The organism is Fictibacillus sp. WQ 8-8 (assembly GCF_024494405.1).
Classification (GTDB): Bacteria; Bacillota; Bacilli; order Bacillales; family Fictibacillaceae; genus Fictibacillus_C; species Fictibacillus_C marinisediminis.
This window is the reverse complement of the sequence record NZ_JAMXKG010000003.1, coordinates 777,440-803,311: the sequence shown is the minus strand read 5'-3', so window position 1 is coordinate 803,311 and position 25,872 is coordinate 777,440. Positions and strand designations below refer to the sequence as shown.

Sequence of the window (25,872 nt, the reverse complement as noted above, 5' to 3'; positions counted from 1 at the left end):
TTGTTTGTTCTGCATTTTAAACTTCATAGTAGGGCTTCCTCCTAGATGGTTGTTTGGGATACATTCATCTTACTGAGGAGCCCTATTTTTATCAAAGATCAAAATTAGCCATCTACAGGAATGCTAACCTGCCAATTACTTTAAGTGCAAATTTCACAATCTCCTCTAAAAATTAGCATAGAGATCTAATTTTCTCTTTAAATGAGTTGCTCGACAATCTGGGCCTATAATGAAAATAAGCGCTAGTCCTTGTTTCAGGAAAGCGCCCTTTAATGGAATAATTAAATATGGCCGTAGTACAAAAATAACTTAATTGTTCTTGTACCAACGCCCCCATTAGTTCAACGAGAAAATGCTAATTTCGTAAAACATATGGGGGTTTTATTTTTTATTTTTTATTTCCACGAGACCAGATCACGATTGGAATGATTACTAAGGACATAATCCCGCCAGCAATTGATAACGTTTCGTAACTTGAACCAGCAACACCCCCCGACAAGGCACCACCAGAAGCTCCTGCTAACGCAATACATTGGGTTTTGGCACGTGTTGAAGGTTCTATTGAATCAACAATTAGAGCTATACCACTTATCAGACCAAAATTCTATCCTATTCCAAGTAAAGAAAGAGCAACGACCAGAAGGAATGCAGAATCACCCGGTCTATCCGGATACAAAATTAAATAGAATATATAGCAAAACAAATAAAGGAATGATTGGAAATGAAGAGGCCATTAAATCCTGAGGATCTGTTTGAATTAAAAATCGTTAGTGATCCGCAAATTTCCCCTGATGGTAAGAGCATTGTCTATGTCGAAACAAAGATGGACAGGGATACCAATAAATATAGCAGCCGCATCTGGATCGTTTCCACCTCCGGAGAGACCGCCCCACAACAATTCACCTCCGGTCCCGGACTTGATTTTGCTCCCCGTTGGTCCCCGGACGGCAAGTGGCTTGCTTTCGTATCTACCCGGCGAGGACATTCCCAGCTTTGGATTATGTCCAGTACGGGTGGTGAAGCCGAAGCTCTTACTAGTATTCGGTATGTCGGTAGCATTCCTGTATGGTCTCCAGACAGCCGAACCATCGGTTGTGTAGTTCATGTTGGCCCGGAAGGCCCGGAAGATGATATTGGTCGAAAACGAACACCAAGACAACGGTTTTCAGAAGATGTGCTCGTCATTGATCGTCTTGAGTATAAGTTGGACACCACTGGTTATTTAGTCGGGAAACACTGGCACCTTTTCACTATCCCTGTCGTCGGTCCTGATCGCGGTAAATTCCAGCAACTCACGTTTGGCGACTACAACTACTCTTCCCCAGCATGGTCTCCCGATGGACAATACATCGCCGTAGCCGGTAACAGGACACCAGACCGTTTAGCCCTCGCTTTAGTCAATGATATTTGGGTGATTGCTGCTACAGGGGGAGAACCTCACCGGTTAACTCGAAGTCAAGGGCCTGCCAACCATCCGACATGGTCTCCTGATGGACAAGTGATTGCTTATGTTGGACATGATCGGAGATACGGCGGTTATACTAACCCAGGCATTTGGATGGTTGCTGCATCCGGGGGAGAGCCATGGGAATTGACTAACGGCTTCCCCTATCCCATAGGTGATAAATCCATTGGGGACATCCGCGGTCATAAGGAGCCTTCGATTAGCTTAACTTGGGCTCCTGATGGTCAAAACATTTATACATGTGTAAGTAAAGCCGGAGCCGTTCATCTTTGGCGCTTTTCCATTCCAGATAATCAAGCAATTCAAATGACCACTGGGAATTCAGTCATCTACAATGTAAGCTTTACTCTGGACACTCGTCAGGTGGCTATGGCAATTACTACAGCTACGCTGCCAAATGACATCTGGGTTGCTGACATCTCTAAGGGAACGATTACCAACAAACGTCGGCTCACAAGAGTGAACCGAGATTGGCTCAGTCAGCTTGCCATTTCTGAGCCGATCCATTTTTCCTCGCGTTCGGCGAATGGTCCGGAGGTCGAAGGTTGGATTCTTTATCCGCCTGGGGGGATTCCCGCACGAAGTCTAATTCCTACGATCCTGGAAATCCACGGTGGACCGATGATTATGTATGGCTATGTCTTCTTCCTTGAATTCCAGTTGCTAGCTTCACAAGGTTTTGCCGTGATTTATACCAACCCTCGTGGGAGCATGGGCTACGGACAAGAGTTTGTCGCAGCCATCCGAGGCGATTGGGGAAACCATGATTATATGGACTTGATGGCGGCAATGGACTACGTTCTATCGAAGGGAACGCTCGATCCGAACCGTCTTGGTGTTGCGGGCGGAAGCTACGGTGGTTATATGACTAACTGGATCGTCACCCAAACCCACCGTTTCAAAGCTGCCGTTTCGATGAGAGGCATCAGCAATCTGTATAGTCTCTTTGGTACTTCAGATTGCGGATTTTTAAAGGCCGATGATTATGGGGGGCCACCTTGGGTGTTTCCGGAAAAGTACATGAAGCGCTCGCCAATCAAGTATGTGGCCAATGTTCGAACACCGCTCTTGATCATTCAAAGCACCCTCGATTTTCGAGTTCCTATTGAACAGGGTGAACAATTTTATACTGCCCTGAAGTTTCAGGGACGTAACGTGCGCATGATCCGCTTTCTCAATGATACCCATGAGCTGTCACGTTCTGGAAACCCCTGGCATCGGGTGATTCGACTGGAACATATTCTAAGCTGGTTTCAGAAACACCTTAAGTTGACTACCGGTACAAATAATGAATAAGGAAATAAAACAAAGAAGACGTTCAGACCGCGCCGGACGCCTTTCTTAATATTAATATCTTGTAAAAGGGAACAACATCGTAGTACAGTGAAATGACGAAACTTCATTCAAGTTATTTTATGAAACATTCTAGATGAGCGCTTATCCTTACTCAAGGATAGCGCCCTATTGCAGAAGATCAACAATAACACAATTGCTTTAACTCTTTTCTATTCTTTATTCGTCGCTAACTTGTACCAAACCTTTTAGCTGCTCTGACACGAGCACGCTCAGCTTCGACCTCACGATTGCGAGGTTCTGCACTGGTTTCCAGAGTGTTCAATAGATTCCTAGTAACCATTGCTACTTCATTGACTGCGCGATTAAACGCCTCCTCGTTCGCCTTTGAGGGCTTGTTATAGCCCGTTATCTTTCTGACATACTGAATAGCTGCTGCATGAATCTCTTCATCGGTAGGTGGCGGGTCGAAATTAAATAATGTTTTAATGTTTCGGCACATAAATTTCTCCTTTTTGTTTTCATTTATCCTACATTCCATTCCACAAGGGATCCTTACTATCCTTTTCTACGTAAAAAGCAACTACAATTTTTTTAGAAGCAGAAAAGTGTTCTGGACTACAAGGATTAACTAACAAAGATGTTAATTTAAATGATCCTAGTTTGATAGTCTTAAAACACTTAATCACTTTTCTTGTTGAACTATCGCACCCGTTAGCTCAATAGCAAATGAATTACAACTAGCTATTTCTCCCATAGCTCGACCAGTCGACCTTCTGGGTCTTCAATCCAAATAAACTTTCCAAATTCACTAATCTCTTTTTTCTTTACAAGAGGTACACCAATTTGTTCAAGATGCTTAATAGTCTCGTTTAGATTATGTACTTGGAAATTTAACATCACTTGTTGTTCAGTTGGAAAATACTCGTTATCCTCGGTAAAGAAAGAAAAGATAGTTTCATTTCCCAATTGGGGTTTTATCATAGTCCCATTCCAATTTTCTATTTCAATCTTCAACACTTCACTGTACCATTTTTTTACAACTTCAAGATTCTTAGTTCTCCAAAATATTCCTCCGAAACCTTTTATCATCTTATCTAACTCCTGTCTGTCATCAAATTTTTAGTTAATACCTTGTTCAACAGTCCTGCCCGTTTGTTCAATAAGTTAAATTCAAAAAAAATAGGTGTTAATCCTTCATAAATTAACACACCCAATCGTTGAATATATGCTCACGGGAAATTATCGGAGGTTAAAAGTTTTTTTCGGAAGGAGCAAGCATGAGTCTTACACCTTGCACTTTGATCGCTTACCATTGGTTAGAAAATAGCTTGAAATAAAAAAAGAGGCACCCTCTATCACTAGGAAATGCCTTTTTTATGGTAACTCATTTATCGTTCTTAAAGTAATGAACAGGACGAATTTCTAAGCGCCAGCCAAAATCTTCTCCACTGCTCACTTGTGTTGTCGGATGAAGAGAGGCCAACTGGATCGCTTCATCCATGTCCTCAGCTTCGATAAGGAAGATACTGCCGATCAGCTCTTTCGTTTCTGTAAAAGGACCATCTGTTACGGTTACCTTACCATTCACACGTCGTAAGCTTTTTGTCTCTAGCTCCAGACCGGCATCGATTAACACATTTCCGCTATCATAAAATTTCTCGAGGTGTGGCTGGCATTCACTCATAACTGCCTCAATCTCTGCATTTGGTCGAGCATCCATTTTTTCAGGGATTAAATAACCCATACATAAAAATATCATAATCATCTCCATATTACTCGAATTTTTTTGTATCTATTAATATGTCGATCATCAAACTGTGAAGTCGACAAAACTTTAATATATTTTTTTATTCCATACAAACTTTAGCCTGTTTCAATAGGAATTTCTGTTCCTGTACATTTTGTGTTAACGAAGCAGCACGCTGGAATTCTTCAAATGCTTCCCTCTTTCTCCCTAGCTTTAGGAGAAGATTGCCCTTTACGTCGGAAGCAAATGATAGTTCTTCAACGCCTGATCCAAAAGTAGAGAATCAACAATCTTTAACCCTGCCTCTGGCCCAAATGCCATCAATATAGCAACCCCACGATTCAATTCCACTATGGGAGATGGTGCCACCTGGGCAAGGGCATCGTATAGTGCGGAAATTTCTTGCCAATCCGTTTCCGATGCCGTTCGTGCCTTGGCGTGACAAGCAGCTATACATGCTTGCAGTGAGTACGGACCATAGGCACCGCCGATTTGCTCAATCCGCTTAAGCGCCGAAAAGCCGCGGTGAATCAAAAGATCATCCCAAAGAGCCCGATTCTGATCCTGAAGTAATATCGGCTCTCCCGATGGACCAATGCGAGCTTTGAAACGTGAGGCCTGGATTTCCATGAGAGCAATCAGGCCATGTACTTCCAGTTCCTCAGGGAGAATTTCCGCCAGAATCCGGCCAAAACGAATGGCTTCACTGCACAGCGTTGGACGAATCCAGTTCTCACCACCAGTTGCGGCATATCCTTCATTAAACATGAGATAGATCACATCCAGAACTGATGACATCCGGTGTGAAAGCTCAAGTCCACAGGGAACTTCAAAAGGTACCTTTGAAGCAGAAAGTGTACGCTTAGCTCTGACGATTCGTTGTGCAATGGTTGATTCAGCCACAAGAAAAGCTTGAGCAATTTCATCTGTCTTTAAGCCGCATAACAATTTAAGCGTTAGAGCGACTCGAGCTTCCCTGGAAAGTACCGGATGACAAGTGGTGAAGATGAGACGTAAAAGATCGTCATTGATCTCCTCTTCAATTGAATCATAGTCCGTTTTTATTTTGAATTCCATATTGCGCCCGATTTCCTCATACTTTTGATCACGTAATTTGTTTCGACGCAGATGATCAATCGCCCGACGTTTGGCAACAGTCATGAGCCAGGCTCCCGGTTTTTCCGGTATGCCTGACTCCGGCCATTTTTCAAGTGCAATGGCCAACGCATCTTGCGCTAAATCTTCTGCAATACTGACATCTTGAATAATTCGGGCAACACCGGCTATGATTCTGGCTGATTCGACGGTCCAGATTCCTTCAATGGTACGATGGGTTCTATAGGTTGTCACTATGGTCTTCTTTTCTATGATTTCTCGTGTAATTCAGCTTCTTTTGCCAACATTTCGGTCAGCTCTCGCGCCTCATATACTTGACGCAATTCAATCTGACCTTCCCCATGTCCCATCGGGTCCGGCATCCGCATGGCCCACTCGATGGCTTCTTCCCTCGATTTCACATCAATCAGAATGAACCCGGCAATCAATTCTTTCGTTTCCGTAAATGGGCCATCCGTAACCACCGGCTTTTCCCCTGGTTTAGGATACGAAATACGAATTCCATTTGAACTTGGATGAAGTCCTTTAGCCGCAACCCGCACGCCTGCCTTAACTAATTCCTCATTGTACTTCCTCATGGCTTCATTGAGCTCTGAGCTCGGGCGATTTCTGCCTTCCGAATTCTTCGAGGCTTTGACAATCAGCATAAATAGCATAAAAATTTCCTCCTTTTTTTAGAGGCAAATCCCCTAATTGACCTCTTTATAAATACAACGAACGGGAAACTCCAAAATCGACACAATGAATAAAAATCTTAAAAATTCTTTTCAAAATTATCTATATAGAAATAGGGCAAGTTTGATACATAATAGAATAGCTTTTATTTGACAGAAAAGCTTATAAAGATCATGATGACCTCATTGTGAAACTTTTAGCTAAGATTTATACTGAATTTCGGATCGACGACACAATGTTGCGCTTAGTACAGTTTGGACTATTCTTCTTCCACAATCCTGTTCTATTGTTCAATAAAAAGGTGTAGATCTCCTTCTTAAAGAAACAACCCAAATTTTGAATATATTACATTGTTTCATTTAAATGTATTAATCGATCAGACATTGTGCAGATCTATTAAAAGAAGGTGAAAAAATCATAAAAGGCTTATTTGACGCTTTTTCTGATGACAAATCAACAAAAACAACATGTTACTTCCAGTTGAATTTAGAAATATTATTGAACAAAAAGACCGTATGATAGCAGATTACATATTAGAAATGATGGATTCATTTGCTATACAAGTGTTTCAAAACTTGTATGAAAAAAATTCCCTAGAAGTCATTTATGATGCAAAATACTTCAGTCAATATAATAGAAAATAGTTCTGTCTAAACACAAGGGGCTGTCCAGAAAGTCAGTGTAAACTGACTTTCTGGACAGCCCCTTTTCTATGAAATACATGGTTAGAGTGATTTGTGTTGTCCTCTTGAAAGGACAAAACCCTTTCTCTTAGCTTAGGGACTAAAAGAAAGGGCTGTTAAGGAACTTGAAGGTGTTAGGCTCAAATTTATTTTAACATCTGTGGAAATCAAAAAATAACAAAAAGGGACTTTTTTATAAACTCTTTACAATCATCCCTTCTATTATATATGGGTGCCTGATCTTCTCCTTGTTTTTCTCATAATCCAACTTACAATCAAAACAAAGACGATCGCTCCTAAAATGGCCGGTATAATAGCAAAACCTGCAACAACAGGTCCCCAACTGCCTAAGACTAACCCTCCGAGCCAGGCTCCTACAAAGCCCGCGATGATGTTTCCAATAATACCTCCTGGAACATCACGTCCAATAATGACTTGAGCAAGCCATCCAATAATACCTCCGATAATAAGTGCCCAAATAAAACTCATTATAGGAAAATCCTCCTTTAAATTGATAAGATTTATTAATCGATTCCCAATGGGCATCAAATATAAACATCGGATTAGCTAGAGAGATTGATTTCATCAGAGAATTAAGAGACTTTGGATTTGATGACACTTATTTATGTCCCCATAACCATACAGAAGGCTGGTATATTGAGTCTAGTTAACATAAAGACAGTTTTCGGAAGCAAAAAAACCGATCTTATCAATAGATCGGTTTTGCTCTTCAACTATCGCGCCCGTTTCTTGAGGATTGTTTCTAAGTCCTTATATTAGCTTAAAACATTAGTACAAATGAAATTTAGATACTCGTATAGTCTCTTTCTACTTTACAAATACGTGTTGTATAGCCAGAATACCAATCATTTTTACCTTTCTCTTGAACTTTTTTATGTGAATTATTTTCTTTCCAGTTTTTTATAGCATCTAAAGAATCCCAATAAGAAACAGTAATACCTAATCCATCTTTATCTCTTGAGCTCTCTACGCCTAAAAAGCCCTCTTGCTTAGAAGCCCTATCAACCATTAAATTCGCAGTCCGTTCATATCCTTCATCATCCTTTTCTGTTCTTTGAGAAGTAAAAATAACCGCATAATAAGGTGGTTCAGGTGTATTAGCAAACATTATCTTATCGCCTCCGGATACAGTTTAATGGTTTTTCCATATTCAATATACCATTTTGTAATGAAATTATAGATGTGTTATAAAGTTTTCCTTATTCAAGAAAATGGCCCGATAGTTGAGGAGTCAGTATCCTACTATCTCAAAAAGATAAGCTGCCTGACATATCAGCTATATAATGTAAAACTGTCCGTTAATCCAAAAAAAGTAATTCTTAATTAATATTTAGAAAGTAACCCGTGAATAAATTTTAATAATCAATTTAAAAAACTTAAAACTCTTAAAATTTGGTGGTCAAAATGTGGTCAATGATTATTCCGACAAATAAAACTGATCACTAAAACCACAAACAAAAAACCCTTAACACCAATGGTGTCAAGGGTTTTGGATCTTAATACATGGATAGGTATTGTTCTCTTTCCCAAGGGTGAACTTGTGTGCGGAACATATCCCATTCGATTTCTTTCGCTTCAACAAAGTGCTCAGCCGCATGTTCGCCAAGGGCTTTAATCAGCACTTCGCTTTTCTTTAAGCGGTCAACTGCTTCTTTTAATGTAGCAGGAAGATCTTTAATTCCTTCTGCTTCGCGCTCTTCTTTATCCATCACATAGATGTTGCGGTCAACCGGTTCTGGAGTTTGCAGCTTGTTTTTGATTCCGTCAAGACCAGAAGCCAGCAATACGGCCATCGCAAGGTATGGGTTTGCCGTAGGGTCTACACTACGGACTTCTACACGTGTGCTTAGTCCGCGGGAAGCCGGAATTCGGATAAGCGGGCTGCGGTTTTGCATAGACCACGCTACATAACAAGGAGCTTCATATCCAGGAACTAACCGCTTATATGAGTTAACTGTCGGGTTTGTGATCGCGGTGAAATCTTGTGCGTGCTTTAATATCCCTGCCAGGAACTGCATCGCTGTTTCACTTAGTCCTGTTTCATTGGACGGATTAAAGAACGAATTGTCTCCATCCTTAAACAAGGACATGTTCGCATGCATACCGGAACCGTTCACGCCGAATAGCGGTTTTGCCATAAACGTCGCATGAAGGCCGTGTTTGCGTGCAATGGTTTTAACAACGAGTTTAAACGTCTGGATGTTATCACAAGTAGTGATCGCATCTGCATATTTAAAGTCGATTTCATGTTGTCCTGGAGCTACTTCATGGTGGGAAGCTTCGATTTCAAAGCCCATGTCTTCTAGCTCTAGAACGATGTCACGGCGGCAGTTTTCGCCAAGGTCAGTCGGCGCAAGGTCAAAATATCCGCCTTTATCGTTTAGCTCAAGTGTAGGCTCGCCCTTTTCATCGTTTTTAAAGAGGAAGAATTCCGGTTCTGGCCCAATGTTAAAGTCAGTGAAACCAAGGTCTTCCATTTCTTTTAATACTTTTTTAAGGATTCCGCGAGGGTCTCCGGAAAATGGAGTGCCATCTGGATTGTAGATGTCACAGATCATACGTGCTACTTTCCCTTTTTCAGATGTCCAAGGGAAAACAACCCATGTATCTAGATCAGGATATAAAAGCATATCTGATTCTTCGATACGAACAAATCCTTCAATGGAAGAACCGTCAAACATCATCTTATTGTCTAATGCTTTTTCCAATTGTCCTACAGGAATTTCAACGTTTTTAATGACACCTAATAGATCGGTAAACTGAAGGCGAATGAAACGTACGTTTTCATCTTTAGCGATTTGCATGATGTTTTCTTTAGTAAATTTAGCCACTTGTTACTCCTCCTTAGTAATTGAATACAGCATTCTTTTTTAAGATTAGTGGAAAAAGCGGGATAATTCCCCTTGGATCAATGAAGTTTTGCCAAGACGCCCTGCATGCATAAGCTCCCGTTTTAAACGGCGATGCAGTGCTGCTTCAGACATTTGCTCGTTCTTAACCTCATCTTTCAGTATGTTAACGGCTTGTCGGTTGAGTTCAAAAACTCGTTTGATGCCAGCCAGGTTAACTCCCTGTTCGATCAGAGTTTTGATCTCCAGCAGTATATCCACATCGTTGAAAGAAAACATTCTCCGGTTTCCGTCGGTACGGGCCGGATGAATCAATTCATGTTCTTCGTAATATCGAATTTGCCGGGCAGATAATTCAGTCAGTTTCATAACAATACTGATCGGAAATAAAGGTTGATTCCTTCTCGTATCATCGTTCATCATCATAAGCCCTCCTTCCAACTACTTTTATCTTATGTTACAAAACCTCACATGTCAACCTTATGTCAGAAAAAATAACATAAAAAACATCCGGCATTCGTATACCGGTTATTTTTACCTTTAAAATTAGATTAAATTCTCCTGTATCAAATGGTCTGCAGCGGTTAGTATAGCAATCTTGACATGTTCGTATGTCAGTCCGCCCTGGACAAAAGCAATATATGGCGGACGGATCGGTCCGTCAGCTGTCAGTTCAATGCTTGCTCCCTGTATAAATGTACCAGCTGCCATGATGACATCATCCTCATAGCCCGGCATGTATGCCGGATAAGGAACCGAATGGGCATTCACAGGAGAGACGAGCTGGATCGCCTGGCAAAAAGCGATCATCCGTTTTTTATCTTCTAATTTGACGGATTGGATCAGGTCTGTCCGTTTTGCATCCCATGATGGATTGGTTGACATTCCCAGGCTTTCAAGAAAAGCAGCTGTAAACACCGCACCTTTTAAGGCCTGTGCTGTAACGTGAGGTGCTAAAAAGAATCCTTGGTACATTTCGAGAAGACTGTAAAGGGAAGCACCTGCTTCTGCACCGATGCCAGGCGAAGTCAAACGATAGGAACACCTTTCGACGAGTTCTTTCTTGCCGGTGATATACCCGCCTGTTTTGGCGAGTCCGCCTCCAGGGTTTTTAATGAGTGAACCTGCGATCAGATCAGCCCCGACTTCGCATGGTTCTTTTTCTTCTACAAATTCACCATAGCAATTATCAACAAACACGATGACATCTGGTTTGATCTCCTTCACATAGGAAATTATTTCACCGATTTCTTCTATAGTAAATGACGGCCTGTCTGCGTAACCTTTTGAGCGCTGAATGCCGATCATTTTCGTTTTGCTGTGAATGGCTTTTGAGATGGCGTTGAAGTCAGGTCTTCCCGTTGGAGTAAGTTCTGTATGGGAATAGGTAATGCCATACTCTTTAAGCGACCCTGTCCCTTTTCCGCGTATCCCTACGATTTCTTCAAGTGTATCGTATGGTTTTCCTGTGATGTACAGCAGTTCATCACCAGGAAGCAGCACACCGAACAATGAAAGAGAAATGGCATGTGTTCCTGAAATGATCTGTGGCCTTACGAGGGCTGCTTCCGCGCCAAACACTTGAGCAAACACCTTTTCGAGCGTATCGCGGCCAGCATCATCATAGCCATACCCTGTTGACGGGGTAAAATGAAAATCACTTACCTGATGATCACGAAAGCTTTTTAATACTTTTAACTGATTAAATTCAGCTCTCTGTTGAATGCTGTCATGCTGGGACCGGATCTTTTTCTCCGTCTCTTGTGCTAATTTTTGTAGTCGATCTCCGTTTTGAAACTGTGAAAACATAAGGTGCTCCTTTTATTGTAATTTCATGGACGGCAGGGCATAGCCTCTGCATTCGTAGCTTTGTGTATCTTCAATGAAAACCTGTTCCAGCAGGATGGTGCTGTTTTTCAGCATCGACAGTTTTCTTCCTTCTGCTGCCGGAACAAAAATATGATAGTATTCCAGCTGCTTCTTCACTTCGGTTTCGATCACATCTTTTAAAAGAAGCAGATCCTCTTGTTGAAAAGCCGAGATGGAGAAGGAAGCTGTTGTGGGTATGAAACCTTCTTTAAACTGATCTTTTTTATTGTAGACTGTAATCATCGGGATGGAGGCAGCGTCAAGATCCTTCAAAATGGAAAGCACTGTGGATTCATGCTGATCACGGTCTTCGCTTGAGCCGTCAATGACATGGATGAGAACGTCTGCTTCCTTTACCTCTTCAAGCGTTGATCGAAATGCGGCAATCAGGGATGTGGGAAGGTCTTGAATAAAGCCGACCGTATCTGTCACAAGCACCTGGAGACCTGCTGGCAGCCTCATTTTTCTTGTCAGCGGATCCAATGTGGCAAACAGTAAATTTTCTTCATAGCTGTCTGCAGAGGTTAGCCCATTGAAAATGGTAGACTTGCCTGCATTCGTATAGCCGACCAGCGCTGCCTGGATCGCCTGATTTTCTTTTCTTCTTTCTCTATACCGTCCACGATGGCTGACGATATCTTCGAGCTGGCGTTTAATCTCAGTGATCCTGGAACGGATGTGCCTTCTGTCTTTTTCAAGTTTGGTTTCCCCGGGACCTCTTGTACCTATACCTGCTCCAAGTCGTGACAAAGAAACCCCGATACCCGCCAGCCTAGGAAGAATATATTGCAGCTGTGCAAGTTCAACCTGAAGTTTCCCTTCTCTTGACCGTGCGCGTGTTGCAAAAATATCAAGGATGAGCTGAGTTCGGTCAATGATCCTTGCGTCAAAAAAGCGGGAGAGATTTCTGTTCTGTGCAGGTGTCAGTTCGTCATTAAAAATAATCAGATCCGGCTCCAGTTCCTCTACGAGTGCCAGTATCTCTTCAATTTTACCTTTACCTATAAATGTAGCAGAATCATACCGCTCCCGCTTCTGGGTGACAGAAACGATAGCTTGTCCCTGAGCCGTTTTTGTCAACGACTCCAGCTCTTCCATTGAATAAAAAAATCGCTCGTCGGTTTGCCCTGGTAACTGGCAGCCAACGAGGATGGCTTTCTCTAAATGAGAATGCTTGATTTCTTCCAAATAACCTACCTGCTTTCCTATTCATTATATAGCTATCATATCAAATTCCATGTTTTTCTTCCAGATGAAGGTCATCAGCGATCAGACTCATCAATGACTTCTTATCTGTCCTCTCTTCTCTCAGTAAACGAACTGATTGTTTCCTGACGGCTTTTTCAATGATATTCCGGATATATCTGCCGTTGCTGAAGGATTTCTCTCCAGCTGCACAAACCCGCTGAAGATGCTGCCGGAGCTTCCATTCTGAATCTTTCGCCATGATATATTGACGCTCAGCTACCATCTTTCTTGAGATTTCCATAAGTTCATCGACGGAATAGTCGGGAAAGGAAACCATAATGGGAAATCTTGACGGCAGACCTGGATTCAATTTAAGAAAACGGTCCATTTCCCCTGAATACCCCGCAAGGATAAGAATAAAATCATGCTGCTGATCCTCCATTGCTTTGACAAGCGTATCAATGGCTTCTTTCCCGAAATCTTTTTCTCCGCCGCGTGCCAGTGAATAGGCTTCATCAATAAAAAGGATGCCCCCCATAGCTTTCTTTAGGAGCTCTCGTGTTTTTTGCGCAGTGTGGCCGATATATTCTCCCACAAGATCCGCTCGCTCTACTTCAATCAGATGTCCTTTTGACAAAACATTCATCTCATGAAAAAGGTTTCCGAGCATCCGTGCAACCGTCGTTTTCCCGGTGCCTGGATTTCCTTTAAACATCATATGAAGCACTTGTTTTTCCACTTTCAGTCCTTGTTCCGCTCTGCATTTATTCACATAAAGCCAGGCATAAATTTCTTTAATAAAGCCTTTTAACTCTTCCATTCCAACGAGCGATGCCATTTCCTGCTCCATCTTCTTTAATGGAAGGTGCTTTTCAAGCTGTCTTTCTTTCGCAGAAGGACTCGCTTCTTCTTCAACACGATCTCTTTCATTATTTTGGTTCAGAATAATATTAATTTGCGTCTTCTTTTTAAATGTCATGGAATCATGCAAGAGATTCACCTCTCTTTAGCTGTCTAGGATTATTATACTCATGACATTATTTATGGTGACAAATGCCCATCGTTTAGCCCTCATTCTAATGTATTCTCAAGAGTTTCAATTATACGGGCTTACTCTCGGGTTGAAATATTAATCTTTATTAACCAATATGAATATTTATTCAAAATAGTTATCTAAATCATCTAATAAATCATATTTTCAGAATATTTAATGTATATTTAATCAAATTTATGTATTGACTATTTTTTCTTGCTGCCTTATTCTTGAAAATAGCTGCATAAAAAAGGAACGATGAATATGTATTTTTTGAAAAAAGCCCTTTTAGTTCTTATGGGGCTGTTCTTAACTGCTCTCGGAACTAAACTTCTTACCGTTTCCCACCTGACATTTGGTGGAACAGCGGGGATTTCCACCCTGCTGACCTTCTCGACCGGTGTTTCATGGGGTGTCTGGTTTTTCGTGATCAATCTCCCTTTCTTTATTTTATCTGTAAAAAGGCTTGGGATTTCCTTTTCGGTGTATACACTTCTCTGTATCTCGCTGATTTCATTGATCAATGAATTTCTTAAGATTGCTCCCTCGCCTGGAATGCATCCTCTTCTCATTGCGATTGTATCAGGACTGATTATCGGAACAGGAGTCGTGCTCGTGTTGAACAATGGTGCATCACTTGGCGGCATTCACATTTTGGCTGTCTATATGGATCAGCATCTTTCAATCAACCGCGGGAAAACATTATTTCTGACCGACTTTATTATTGTTATTTCTGCAAGCTTAATGGTCGGCTTTGTACACGCACTCTACTCCATCGTTACAATTACGATCGCAAGTTACCTTGCCGGCAAGTTCAAACCGCAAGTAACGAAAAATGATGATGAAAACGATCTGACGATCGAAGCTCAGGCATAAATAACGCAAAAAACCACTCATTCGATAATGGGTGGTTTTTTTAGGTTCTGTGTTTTCGAACGATCTGCAGATATGCAATAATCAAGCGGTTTTTTGTCAGTTCCTGCGCTTATCCGGGAAATAATCTATTCGTAGATTTGCCTGCCCATATTATTTTGCTTCGTCCGGTCGAGGTCTTTCTGATAATTCCGTTTCGCCTGATTTGAAACTGGAGTAATTTTACCAATCAGTATTCCTAATTTATTATAAACATCATCCGTATAAAGATTGTCACCTGCGTCGATCTTTCTTTGAATCGCCCTCATTTCCCTGATCAAGGAAGGGGCGGTCGTGATGGCTGCGTTCTTTCCATGTTCATTTCCTTTAATGGTCTGATAAACCCTCAACCTCAGATGATCACTTTTTCCCTTTGTAAGGTGATGATCCGGTGTGATGCCTACCAGCGTATAAATCCCGCTCACAATTACATCTGCATTTTTGACCCCAGGTACCGTCTCTGCCAAATCCGAAATTTCTTTTGCATTTTTTGATTCATAATTTTTTTCATTTACGTTCGGGGCATCATTCTGGGAGTTGGGTAAGTTCTTCATGTTGACTTTCGTAGGAGCTTTATAGCTCTTATCTTTATCGAGATCCAGTTCGTTCTGCGAACAGCCGGATATCCAAAGTACAGCCGCTGCAGCCAGTACATATCGTTTCATGGAAATAACCCTCTCTTTTTATCATCGATAAGGTTAGTGTTCAAACTTAACGGTCCAAATATTCATTTGGATTTAAAAGTGCTTCTCTAGGAGGAAGTTGGTATAATTAAACAAAAACGCCAAACGGAGGTAACCCATGTTTCCGCTAATCGATTCCTTGCCCAGCTATTCGGCAGTGTATTTAGAGACCTTGGAGAAGAAAGGCAGACAGGAAAGTACCATCAGGCGCTATTTTTACGATCTGAACGACTTTTTAGCGTGGATGAGAGTCGTTAAAGAGGAGGACAGCTTTTCTGTATTCCAATCTCTGCGAACAGAAGACTATCAGTCCTATTTTGACTTTTTGATACATGAAAGAAATTATTCGCTTCGAACATTGCGCCGGGTATTGACGGTGTTAAAACAGCTTGTACAGTTTCAGATTACGATCGGCAAACTTGCCTACAATCCGGTAAACGGAGTGGATCTTGGGATTGGGGAGGAAACTGAATTTACAGATGAGGACTTTATTTCTTCCGAGGAATTGGACAAACTCTTTGAGGTCATTAAATCGTATGAAGGACTGACGGAGAACCAACAAAAATACCGGCATCTTCTGATCAGCCGCAACCTTTCCATCGTCATTCTTCTTTCTCGTTATGGCCTGACATTACTTGAATTGACATCCTTGAAGATGAGACACATCAATTTTACAAAGGGAATCATACAAGTACCTTCTGAAACGAGCCTCCCCCGAAAAATAAAGATAGAACGAGAGGATCAAGCGTTTCTTTATTCTTATTACGAAACGATCCCTGCTGCGGTTCGTCCTGCCTGGCATTCCAATGATTCGTTCTTTGCCGCCTTTGATTACCAGCGTGGAACCTACCGCTGGGTCTACAAGACCAATTCACCCAAACCGCTGACTGAGATCGCTGTACAAAAAATGATCCGTCTCGAAATCAAAAGGTCTGGGTTGCGAAAAGGCATCTCCGCACAGCACATGAGACGAACTTGCATCCTTCGTGAACTTCAAACGGAGAAAGAACCCGAACAGATCAAAGAAAAATTTGGGTTCAAGTCCTCTTTAAGCCTCGAACGCTATTATAAATATCTGCAATCTATTTCGAAGACATAAGAGAAAAACCTTGCTGAGTGAACCCAGCAAGGTTTTTCGTTTACGAAAGTAAAAAAAGTAAAAAATTTCAGCTTCATTGATGTACTGTCTAGCTCCAGTGCCCAAGGCTGAAAACGAACTTCAGTTTTCAGCATAAAGGATGAAATATGAATCTTATTTCATCCCTGGTCCTCGGAGGACGAATTGAAAAACACAATTCGTCTTTGGTCGCTTCGCTCTTCCCCCTCAACACAAAAAGCATGTTGCTGGGGAAGAACTCCAGCGCTTGTCGGACCAAACACGGGCGCTTGCGCTTTTCTTGTTCCCAACAAACCTATGTATTAATTTTCAGCCGGCAGCTCGACCGGACGATGAGGCGTAAAAGTTGAGATGGCATGCTTGTATATTAAGTGCTGCTTCCCATCTGATTCCAGGATGACCGTAAAATTATCGAACCCTTTCACCATTCCTTTTAATTGAAAGCCATTCAGTAAATATACAGTCACATAGATGTTTTCACGTCGTAATTGGTTTAAATACTGATCCTGGATATTGATCGCTTGCTTCATGTATACAGTCCTCCTCATTAGCCATTAGAATAATCATTCGACAGGTTCTTTAATTTTCCTTCTACAAATAATCTGATTTCTTTAAAATTATCATAAAAGTTTTGTGAGGACATATCAAACCATTCGATGTCCATCTGATTTCTGAACCAGGTATACTGCCGCTTGGCATATCGCCTGGAGTTCCGCTTAAGAAGTTCGACCGCTTCATCCAACGTCAGCCTGCCCTCAAGATACTCGTAAATTTCTTTATACCCGATGGCTTGGACGGATTGGCAATCACGCACTCCCTCTGAATATAAACGATGGGCCTCTTCCACCAATCCTGATGCTACCATCTCATCCACCCTCTGATTGATCCGCTCATACAGAAGTTCACGATCCATCGATAATCCAATCAAAACAAGTTCGTAAGGTGATTCCTCGTGTGTTTGCTGTTCTGCGAGCGTATCAGACATCGTCTTGCCAGTGCTATGATAGATTTCAAGAGCCCGGATTACTCTTCTTATATTATTAGGGTGAATTTTTTCTGCACTTTTAGGGTCGTTCTTTTCGAGGAGAGCATGAACATGCACCTCGCCTTTCTCCCTTGCAAGCTCCTCCAGTTCCTGGCGGTAGCCTTCATCCCCGGGAGCCGATGAGAATTCATACTGATGTGTGACCGAACGGATATATAATCCGGTACCGCCAACGATAATCGGTACTTTTCCTCTTTTGTTAATATCAGAAATGCTTGTTCTGGCCAGCTCCTGAAACTCAGCTGCTGAAAATGAATCACAAGGATCTTTAATATCAATCAGATGATGAGGAATTCCTTCCATTTCCTCTTTTGAGATTTTTGCTGTGCCTATGTCCATACTGCGATAGATCTGCATGGAATCACCGCTGATGATCTCACCATCAAACGCTTTGGCGAGTTCGATACCTGTTTTCGTTTTGCCGACAGCCGTCGGACCGACAATCACGAATAATCTTTCTTTCATAAAAACTCCTATCATACCGTTTGTTTTATTTTTCAATTGATATCTTTATCATAACGCGAACATGAGGAAAAATCCAAAAAGGGAAGGAATAAAAAACGGCGGCCTTCTAAAAGGACACCGTTTTTACGATCACATAACTCTTTTAAACATCTTTTCCATCTCATACGTCGAAAAATGGACGATGATCGGCCGGCCATGGGGGCAGGTGTAAGGATCTTCGCTTTTTCTAAGTGTTTCAAGCAGCATGAAGATCTCATCGCTGCGCAAATGATGGTTAGCTTTAATCGATCCTTTGCACGACATCATAATGGCGGCTTTTTCTCTTAACTTTTTGATATCAGCCTGCTTTTCTGCCAATACCTGTTCTATGATTTCTTCGATGCTTTCTTTCTCATGCCCTGTTGGAAACCATTGAGGATGTGCTTTCACGATATACGTTGTTTGGCCGAACGGCTCGAGAAAGACCCCTACCTTTTCCAGTACTTCAAGATTTTCATTAATGATTAAGGCTTCCTTATTTGTAAACTGGAATGTAATAGGAACAAACAGCTCCTGAAGCTCTGAAGCTACCTGTCCTACCTTTTCTCTGAAGAATTCGTATTTAATTCGTTCCTGTGCTGCATGCTGATCGATCAAATACATGCCCTCTTCATTTTGAGCGATGATATATGTGCCATGCATCTGGCCAATCGGATACATCACAGGAATTTTGCTGGGATCCTCTTCCGGGAGTTCCTTATTTTCAGGAGAAAGCGCCGGATTCAGAGAAAACGGCTCATCCTCCATAAAATGCTGGTCCTCTTTTATTTGATCTGGAAGCTCTGTTTCCTCCTCTAAAATCCTCTCAGTAAACATAGGATCCGCAGAGATTTTTTCAGTTGGAGGCATTATCTTCTTATGATCATCCATCACATTTTCCATAGCTTTCTTCTCAGTACGCTGAGATGGCTGCGTTCCATGATTAAACGTGAAGGTTCTTTGTTCTGAACGGTCTTTCTCCAGTTTCCTTACAGCAGCTGAAGACGAAGGTTCGGGAATCAGCCTCAGCTTCCGCAGCACGTACCTTACTTCTTCTTCCACTAAAGAGTTGAGTTCCGGCTCCTTGCTCAGCCTTGCTTCTAGTTTTGATGGATGGACATTCACATCGATGATAGACGGATCCATCGTGATCGACAGGACGACAAGCGGGTATCTGCCGATGGGAAGAAGCGTGTGGAACGCCTGCTGAACAGCACGCTGGACCGCGTAATTCTTGATATATCTTCCGTTCATGAACAATGAAACGTAATTTCTTGATGCTCTCGTAATCTCAGGTTTTGAGATATATCCTTCAATTTCATAATCGAGGGACCTGGCAGTTACAGGAACCATATTCCTGGCCACACTCATTCCATATACAGCAGCAATGACATTGAGCACGTTTCCGCTTCCGTTTGTGTTTAATAGATCCCGTCCATTATGCCTGAGCCGGAAAGAGATTTCAGGATGGCCCAGTGCCAGCCGGTTGATAACGTCAGTTATATTGCCGAGCTCGGTGTTGATCGTCTTCATGTGCTTCAATCTTGCAGGTGTATTGTAAAACAGGTGGCGAACTGTGATATCGGTGCCTTTTCTGGAATTTGTTGAAGATACGGATTGAATCTGCCCGTTCATGATCGTCAGAGCAGTACCCGGGCCTGAGCCTGTCCCTGTTTTCATTTCCATCTGGGAAACCGAAGCGATCGAGGGGAGCGCCTCCCCCCGAAAACCCATTGTTCGGATTTGAAACAGATCCTGCTCTTCTTTTATTTTACTCGTTGCATGCCGGCTGAATGCCAATTGACAATCATCAGGTTCGATCCCGTCTCCATTATCAATGATCCGAATTAAAGACAGGCCCCCCTCTTCAAGCTCGATCTCGATTCGGCTGGAATGAGCATCGATGGAATTCTCAACAAGTTCCTTGACCACAGAGGCCGGCCGTTCTACTACCTCGCCGGCAGCGATTTTATTAGATAGGTGATCGTCCAGTTGGATTATCTTTCCCACTTGATCGTCTCCTTTATTTCACTTTTTTTTGCAGATGAAACAGAGCGTTCATTGCATCCAGTGGTGTCATTTCCAAGAGGTTCATCGTTTTCAAAAACTCTTCCACTTCCGATTTTTCATGTTTCCTTTTTGATATGTTGTCTGCAGCGTTTTCTTCTATAAATAGACTCAGCTGGGTATCAGCCTCGATCGCTGCCTTTTTTGGAGAACGCTCGTCCGATTCAAATTCCTCTAAAATGAACTTAGCCCTCTCGATTACTGCTGAAGGAAGCTCTGCAAGCTGTGCAACATGTATCCCAAAGCTCTTGTCAGCTTGTCCGTCGATCACCTTATGAAGAAACACAAGCCTTCCTTGTTCTTCAATCGCTGATACATAAACATTTTTCAACGAGTTGAGCTGCGTCTCCAGGACCGTTAACTCATGATAATGCGTCGAAAAGAGCGTCTTTGCTCCGATATGGTCATGAATAAACTCTACGATGGACTGAGCGAGCGCCATTCCGTCATAAGTAGATGTTCCCCTCCCGATTTCATCGAGCAAAATCAGACTTTGGTCTGTTGCTTTATTTAAGGCATACCTTGTTTCGAGCATCTCAACCATAAATGTACTCTGCCCGCCGACAAGGTCATCCGCGGCTCCAATTCGGGTAAAGATCTGATCAAAAAGCGGAAGTTCTGCATCATCTGCCGGCACGAAACAGCCAATCTGCATCATGACAGAAGTGAGTGCAAGCTGCCGCATGTATGTGCTCTTACCGGCCATGTTCGGACCTGTGATCAGAAGCATCGACCGCTCATTATTCAAATAGATATCATTTGGAACATACTCCTGGGCATCCATCACCTTTTCCACGACGGGATGACGGCCGTTAGCAATAGCCACGCGGTTATCAGAAGAGATGACAGGCTTCACATATCTTTGTTCCTCACTGACCACAGCAAATGCCTGAAGTACGTCGATCTCGCTGAGCTGCTTAGCCAGTTGCTGCAGCGATTGAATATAGCTCTTCACATGCTCCCTTACCTGCAAAAACAGCTCGTATTCGAGCGAGACCATTTTTTCCTCAGCCTCTAGGATTAGCCTTTCTTTTTCTTTAAGTTCAGGGGTTACAAACCGTTCGGCGTTAGCCAGTGTCTGCTTTCTTTCATAGCGTCCCTCGGGGATCAGAGAAAGGTTCGAGCGGGTAACTTCAATATAATAGCCAAAAATCCGGTTATAACCGATCTTTAACGATTTTATGCCGGTCTCACTTCTTTCTCTTTGTTCAAGCGACGCGATCCATGCTTTACCGTTCACACTGGCATCCCGGTATGTATCAAGTTCGTCATGATACCCATCCTTGATCAGTCCGCCTTCTTTTATAGAAAGAGGAGGATCGTCATGCAGAGAGCTCTCAAGATAGTGATACAGTTCTTCATGGCTGTCCATCTTGTCTGCCAGATCTCTGCTGTACGGGTTGGATAACTGAGAGAGGGTCTGTTTGATGCCCGGTACGCTTCCCAGTGTCTGTTTTAATTGGATGAGGTCACGGGCTGTAATATTGCCAAACGAAACTTTACCCGCCAGCCTTTCCAGATCATACACCCTTTTTAATTTGTCACGCAGTTCCTCGCGCACAAAAAATTCCTTGATCAGCTCATCCACAACATTCAGCCGCTGTTCAATCAGCGCAGTGACGAGAAGAGGCTGCTCAATCCATTGTTTCAGTCTTCTGCTTCCCATACCAGTCACTGTCCGGTCGAGGAGCCATAGAAGTGATCCTTTTTTTCCTTTTGAACGGTTTGTTTCAACAAGCTCCAGATTCCGCTTGGAAAAGCTGTCGAGCTTCATGAATTCGTTAATATGCTGGATGCTTAAAGGCTGCAGATGCTCCAATGATCGTTTTTGTGTATGGAGCAAATAATGAAAGAGACGTCCGCATGCTTTCTTCAGCAGCTTTCTTTCGTTTTCTTGGACTAAATGCTGAAAAGGATCTGGCACCTCACTCTGGTCCTGAATGGAACTGACGATCTGATATCTCATTCGAACAATTTCAGCAATCTGTTCATAAAGTTCAGACGACATGATGACTTCTCTTGCATGCATGGCCTGAAGCTCCTGTATGAGCATAGATGTATCACCTTTATAAACGTATCCTTTTAATTCCCCGGTAGAAAGATCGTTCAGTACGATGCTGTATTCTTCATCGTTATATGAAACGGCTGCAATAAAATTATTCTCGGTTTCTTTAAGCAGGTTATGGTCCATCACGGTTCCTGGAGTAATGATCTGGATGACTTCCCGCTTCACGACCCCTTTTGCGGATTTAGGGTCTTCTACCTGCTCGCAGATTGCCACCTTGTGACCGGACTCAACGAGCTGTTTAATATAATTGGCAGCGGAATGGTGAGGTACCCCGCACATCGGTATGCGTTCAGAAGTTCCACCTTCCCTGCTCGTCAGTGTAATTTCAAGCAGCTGGGATGCTCTTGTCGCATCCTCAAAAAACATTTCATAAAAATCACCGAGCCTGAAAAATAAAAAAGCGTCACGGTGAGCCGATTTTATTTTTAAATATTGCTGGATCATGGGTGTGTATTGTGCCATGCCTTTCACCTAACTTCTAAGTTCTTTTTTCAATAGTTCATTATAGCATAGGATGCAGATTTGGATTCAAGAAAACAATACCCCTAAAACATAAAAAAGCAAGGAAGAAGATATCTTCTTCCTTGTTTCGTTATTCATCCAGCTCACCCATGAAGAATTGGTCAATATCTTCAACATCTTGATCATCCAGTCCGTAGTCCCAGTCTTTTTGTTCCCAATCATCAAGCGCACCGTCAGGGTTCACATATACACATACTTTGGTCTCCCCGATTACGTCACAGGTGAATTCACGTTCACATTGAATGACCATGCGGCTGCCATTTGGAGAGATCGTTGCTTCTAAAGTGTTTGGAGCCTGAATGCATCTGGCAGATATTTCAAGATCTTTTCCTGTCGCATGCTCATCTCTTGTACTAAGTACGATCGAATCCTTATACCCTACTGTTTCCGTAACAACTTCGGTCTTTGTGTTATTGTTGTATGAATACCAGACGTTAATATCATAATGGCCTTCCACTTCAACCGTGTCATCACTTTGTCTGGAAGCTTTATATGAATGATTGATGATCCAGCTTCCAAGGATACTCGTAGGTCTATGGCTTGGAGTGATCGTATGTGTTGACTGAGAGAATTTCCGCCCCTTGCCGCATACTGCTTTGCAAATTATCTCTCTGTAATTCAGATCTTGATCTATGTTTGACATAGACTTAATCCCTCCTCTTCCAATCTTCATTTCATCCTATGCAGGGCAAATGACTAGTGTGCTAAAAAACTTTTTATGATTCCGTTAATACAGTTTATGTAAGATGCCCAGATGGTGACCTATTTTTAAAAATTTTTATTAATAAAATACGGTACGTGAAATTACAAAGACGGTTAACTGTATTACTTTCTTTTATACTGTTGGTTTTCAAACAAAAAAAGATCAGAAGAATGTTAGATTCTCCTGATCTTTCCTATTAATGACAGCCGCAGCTTCCGGTTGAACATCCGTCCGCAGAGCCTGTTGTTCCTTTTAAAAGGTCTCCGCCTGTAGACTCGATGATCTCATCGGTGACTGTATTAGAAATCGTATGGGAAACCATCTGCAAAATATCGTTCACATCAGCCTGAGATTGTTTGAACTCCAGGACTACCGGAATACTGTCCATTTCCTTCATCAGGTTATCGATCGTTTCTTCGACTTCTTTGTGGGCTTCCTGCTTGCCGTAATGCTGAAGGTTGACCGCTTCTTTCTGCAGCTTTTTAATCTGTGCGATCAAGAAGGAAACGGTGCCGTTTTCGTTGATCTGCTGCTCCGCCTTTTTGAAAAAATCAACTTCCTCTGTTTGTGCAATCATTTCTGCCAGCTCTTTTGCTTTGTCTAAAATATCACTTTTTGTATAAGTCATCCCTCTAACACTCCCGCCTTTTCTTCTAGTAGATCCCCGCTTAACGTCCACGTTTTCGCATCTTTAATATGAACCTTTACAATCTTTCCGATGAGATGTTTCGGCCCTTTAAAGTTCACCACTTTATTCGTTGTGGTATGCCCTGATAATACATCTGGATTCTTCTTGCTTTCCCCTTCAACGAGCACGTCAACGACCGTGTCGAGGTAAGCTTGGTTCTTGCTCAGCGAAATATCGTTTAAGATTGAATTCAAACGCTGCAGTCTTTCTTTTTTCGTTTCTAAAGGCACATTATCAGCCATCTTGGCGGCTGGTGTTCCTTCCCGCGGTGAATAAATAAAGGTATAGGCAGCATCGTACTCGACTTCTTTTACGAGCGACAGCGTTTCCTCAAACTGCTCTTCTGTCTCGTTCGGGAAACCAACGATGATATCTGTCGTCAAAGCGGCATTTGGAATGGCCTTCTTAATTTTTCCAACGAGCTCAAGATAGTGATCACGCGTATACTTTCTCGCCATAAGCTTTAAAATGTCACTGTTGCCGTGCTGGACAGGAAGGTGGATATGTTCGACCAAGTTTCCGCCCTTCGCGAGTACTTCAATCAGATGATCATCAAAATCCCGCGGATGACTTGTCGTAAAGCGGATCCTTGGAATGTCAATCTTACGGATCTCATCCATCAGGTCACCGAGACCGAATTTAATATCTTCAAAGTCTTTTCCGTAAGCGTTCACGTTTTGCCCCAAGAGAGTTACTTCCTGATAGCCGTTGCGGGCAAGGTGCCTTACTTCTTCAATGATATCTTCCGGACGGCGGCTTCTTTCCTTCCCTCGCGTATAAGGAACGATACAGTATGTACAGAACTTGTCGCAGCCGTACATGATGTTGACCCATCCCTGAATGTTGCCTTTTCGCACACGCGGAAGATTCTCAACGATATCTCCCTCTTTGGACCATACTTCAACGACTCGTTCTTTTGAAAGATAAGCTTCTTTCACGATCTGCGGAAGTCTGTGGATGTTATGGGTACCGAATATCATATCCACCTGATTATAGGTTTTCAACAATTTATTGACAACAGATTCTTCTTGAGACATGCAGCCGCAGACCCCGATCAATAGATCAGGTTTGTCCACTTTCAGCGGCTTGAGATGTCCCAGTTCACCGAAAACCTTATTCTCGGCGTTCTCTCGGATGGCACATGTATTAAGCAGGATTAGATCGGCATCCATCACTTCTGTCGTAGCTTCATAGCCCATGTCTCCGAGAATTCCGGCCATGATTTCCGTATCATGCTCATTCATTTGGCAGCCATAGGTCCTGATATAAAATTTCTTGCCATTTCCAATTCTTCGTAAATCCTCATCAATTACAAAATCTTTTACAATCTTAATTTCTTCTTTTCCGCGTTTTTTAGCGTCCTTTAAGGAAGGCGGCTGGTACGTAGTTTGAAAATAGCTGGCGTAATCCTTAGAGGTTTTATTTTTATCTTTCACAGGATTCGATCCCTGTTGGTTCATTGCAATTTCCTCCCTTGCAAACAGCGAAACTCTAGAGGTGTTTTTCTCTGATAACTTCAATATTATAACAGACTTCGATTGTAAAAGGAATGATTGGTGTCCCTTCAAAATATCAATAATACTTAATAATTAAGAATACTTAAATTTCACTTTATTAAATGATAGGAGTAAAATAAAAGGCA

General features: G+C 42.3%; 23 protein-coding genes and 2 pseudogenes. 4 read left to right on the top strand and 21 right to left on the bottom strand.

What is annotated here, in order from left to right; translation table 11 throughout:
* Window positions 1-388 precede the first annotated feature (388 nt).
* Window positions 389-661 (bottom strand): annotated as a pseudogene (locus M1K46_RS09485) (MFS transporter); the annotation flags it as partial.
* Between the two features lie 60 nt (window positions 662-721).
* On the opposite strand from M1K46_RS09485, the gene M1K46_RS09480 reads away from it, so the two are divergent.
* Window positions 722-2,761 carry a S9 family peptidase gene (locus M1K46_RS09480; RefSeq protein WP_256225826.1) on the top strand — a complete coding sequence of 680 codons (2,040 nt, stop codon included), beginning with the start codon at window positions 722-724 and terminating at the stop codon, window positions 2,759-2,761.
* A 226-nt stretch (window positions 2,762-2,987) separates the two neighbouring features.
* Here the strand turns inward: M1K46_RS09480 and M1K46_RS09475 are convergent, their stop codons facing one another.
* The 5 genes and pseudogenes from M1K46_RS09475 to M1K46_RS09455 all read right to left on the bottom strand — a co-directional run bounded on the left by M1K46_RS09475 (window position 2,988) and on the right by M1K46_RS09455 (window position 6,280).
* On the bottom strand, window positions 2,988-3,260 hold the full coding sequence (locus tag M1K46_RS09475; RefSeq protein WP_256225854.1) for a DUF2277 domain-containing protein: 273 nt from the start codon (window positions 3,258-3,260) through the stop codon (window positions 2,988-2,990).
* A gap of 242 nt (window positions 3,261-3,502) precedes the next feature.
* Entirely contained in the window at window positions 3,503-3,850 is a 348-nt protein-coding gene (locus tag M1K46_RS09470; protein ID WP_256225825.1) for a VOC family protein, read from the bottom strand.
* Between the two features lie 295 nt (window positions 3,851-4,145).
* Entirely contained in the window at window positions 4,146-4,520 is a 375-nt protein-coding gene (locus M1K46_RS09465; RefSeq protein WP_256225824.1) for a YciI family protein, read from the bottom strand.
* Between the two features lie 88 nt (window positions 4,521-4,608).
* A pseudogene (locus tag M1K46_RS09460) lies at window positions 4,609-5,858 on the bottom strand (RNA polymerase sigma factor).
* A 14-nt stretch (window positions 5,859-5,872) separates the two neighbouring features.
* A complete protein-coding gene (locus M1K46_RS09455) occupies window positions 5,873-6,280 on the bottom strand; it encodes a YciI family protein (protein WP_256225823.1) in 408 nt (135 codons plus the stop codon).
* A gap of 486 nt (window positions 6,281-6,766) precedes the next feature.
* Between M1K46_RS09455 and M1K46_RS25815 the strand changes: the two genes are divergently transcribed.
* Window positions 6,767-6,943, top strand: a complete 177-nt coding sequence (locus M1K46_RS25815; RefSeq protein WP_375162179.1) for a hypothetical protein — start codon at window positions 6,767-6,769, stop codon at window positions 6,941-6,943.
* A gap of 261 nt (window positions 6,944-7,204) precedes the next feature.
* Here M1K46_RS25815 and M1K46_RS09450 read toward each other — a convergent pair whose 3' ends face one another.
* From M1K46_RS09450 to spoVK, 7 genes are all read right to left on the bottom strand, one after another.
* Window positions 7,205-7,471, bottom strand: coding sequence for a GlsB/YeaQ/YmgE family stress response membrane protein (locus M1K46_RS09450; RefSeq protein ID WP_062231881.1), 267 nt, complete (start codon window positions 7,469-7,471; stop codon window positions 7,205-7,207).
* 316 nt (window positions 7,472-7,787) lie between these two features.
* A complete protein-coding gene (locus tag M1K46_RS09445; RefSeq protein ID WP_256225819.1) occupies window positions 7,788-8,111 on the bottom strand; it encodes an antibiotic biosynthesis monooxygenase family protein in 324 nt (107 codons plus the stop codon).
* Window positions 8,112-8,499: 388 nt separating this feature from the next.
* A complete protein-coding gene (gene glnA, locus M1K46_RS09440) occupies window positions 8,500-9,834 on the bottom strand; it encodes a type I glutamate--ammonia ligase (RefSeq protein WP_091005538.1) in 1,335 nt (444 codons plus the stop codon).
* Between the two features lie 45 nt (window positions 9,835-9,879).
* On the bottom strand, window positions 9,880-10,272 hold the full coding sequence (locus M1K46_RS09435) for a MerR family transcriptional regulator (RefSeq protein ID WP_053358269.1): 393 nt from the start codon (window positions 10,270-10,272) through the stop codon (window positions 9,880-9,882).
* A gap of 126 nt (window positions 10,273-10,398) precedes the next feature.
* On the bottom strand, window positions 10,399-11,661 hold the full coding sequence (locus tag M1K46_RS09430; protein WP_256225818.1) for an aminotransferase class I/II-fold pyridoxal phosphate-dependent enzyme: 1,263 nt from the start codon (window positions 11,659-11,661) through the stop codon (window positions 10,399-10,401).
* Between the two features lie 12 nt (window positions 11,662-11,673).
* On the bottom strand, window positions 11,674-12,909 hold the full coding sequence (hflX, locus tag M1K46_RS09425) for a GTPase HflX (RefSeq protein ID WP_091005533.1): 1,236 nt from the start codon (window positions 12,907-12,909) through the stop codon (window positions 11,674-11,676).
* A gap of 40 nt (window positions 12,910-12,949) precedes the next feature.
* A complete protein-coding gene (spoVK, locus tag M1K46_RS09420) occupies window positions 12,950-13,888 on the bottom strand; it encodes a stage V sporulation protein K (protein WP_248254652.1) in 939 nt (312 codons plus the stop codon).
* Between the two features lie 318 nt (window positions 13,889-14,206).
* On the opposite strand from spoVK, the gene M1K46_RS09415 reads away from it, so the two are divergent.
* A complete protein-coding gene (locus tag M1K46_RS09415) occupies window positions 14,207-14,818 on the top strand; it encodes a YitT family protein (RefSeq protein WP_256225817.1) in 612 nt (203 codons plus the stop codon).
* A 125-nt stretch (window positions 14,819-14,943) separates the two neighbouring features.
* On the opposite strand, the gene M1K46_RS09410 is transcribed toward M1K46_RS09415, so the two are convergent.
* On the bottom strand, window positions 14,944-15,519 hold the full coding sequence (locus tag M1K46_RS09410; protein WP_256225816.1) for a YhcN/YlaJ family sporulation lipoprotein: 576 nt from the start codon (window positions 15,517-15,519) through the stop codon (window positions 14,944-14,946).
* Between the two features lie 136 nt (window positions 15,520-15,655).
* Here M1K46_RS09410 and M1K46_RS09405 point away from each other — a divergent pair, with 136 nt between their 5' ends.
* The gene (locus M1K46_RS09405; RefSeq protein ID WP_256225815.1) at window positions 15,656-16,636 is read left to right on the top strand and encodes a tyrosine-type recombinase/integrase; all 981 of its coding nucleotides are present in this window, start codon (window positions 15,656-15,658) and stop codon (window positions 16,634-16,636) included.
* Window positions 16,637-16,956: 320 nt separating this feature from the next.
* Here M1K46_RS09405 and hfq read toward each other — a convergent pair whose 3' ends face one another.
* From hfq to miaB, 7 genes are all read right to left on the bottom strand, one after another.
* Window positions 16,957-17,184 (bottom strand): RNA chaperone Hfq, encoded by a 228-nt coding sequence (hfq, locus tag M1K46_RS09400; protein WP_256225814.1) that lies wholly within the window; start codon window positions 17,182-17,184, stop codon window positions 16,957-16,959.
* A 17-nt stretch (window positions 17,185-17,201) separates the two neighbouring features.
* Window positions 17,202-18,164 (bottom strand): tRNA (adenosine(37)-N6)-dimethylallyltransferase MiaA, encoded by a 963-nt coding sequence (gene miaA / locus M1K46_RS09395; RefSeq protein ID WP_256225813.1) that lies wholly within the window; start codon window positions 18,162-18,164, stop codon window positions 17,202-17,204.
* Between the two features lie 129 nt (window positions 18,165-18,293).
* Window positions 18,294-20,192, bottom strand: a complete 1,899-nt coding sequence (mutL, locus tag M1K46_RS09390) for a DNA mismatch repair endonuclease MutL (protein ID WP_256225812.1) — start codon at window positions 20,190-20,192, stop codon at window positions 18,294-18,296.
* A gap of 13 nt (window positions 20,193-20,205) precedes the next feature.
* Window positions 20,206-22,779, bottom strand: a complete 2,574-nt coding sequence (mutS, locus tag M1K46_RS09385; protein ID WP_256225811.1) for a DNA mismatch repair protein MutS — start codon at window positions 22,777-22,779, stop codon at window positions 20,206-20,208.
* 130 nt (window positions 22,780-22,909) lie between these two features.
* The gene (cotE, locus tag M1K46_RS09380; protein WP_091005522.1) at window positions 22,910-23,482 is read right to left on the bottom strand and encodes an outer spore coat protein CotE; all 573 of its coding nucleotides are present in this window, start codon (window positions 23,480-23,482) and stop codon (window positions 22,910-22,912) included.
* Window positions 23,483-23,738: 256 nt separating this feature from the next.
* Entirely contained in the window at window positions 23,739-24,170 is a 432-nt protein-coding gene (locus tag M1K46_RS09375) for a RicAFT regulatory complex protein RicA family protein (protein WP_053354419.1), read from the bottom strand.
* Entirely contained in the window at window positions 24,167-25,690 is a 1,524-nt protein-coding gene (miaB, locus tag M1K46_RS09370; RefSeq protein WP_053354420.1) for a tRNA (N6-isopentenyl adenosine(37)-C2)-methylthiotransferase MiaB, read from the bottom strand. The genes M1K46_RS09375 and miaB overlap by 4 nt, the downstream gene beginning before the upstream one ends.
* Window positions 25,691-25,872: the final 182 nt, after the last annotated feature.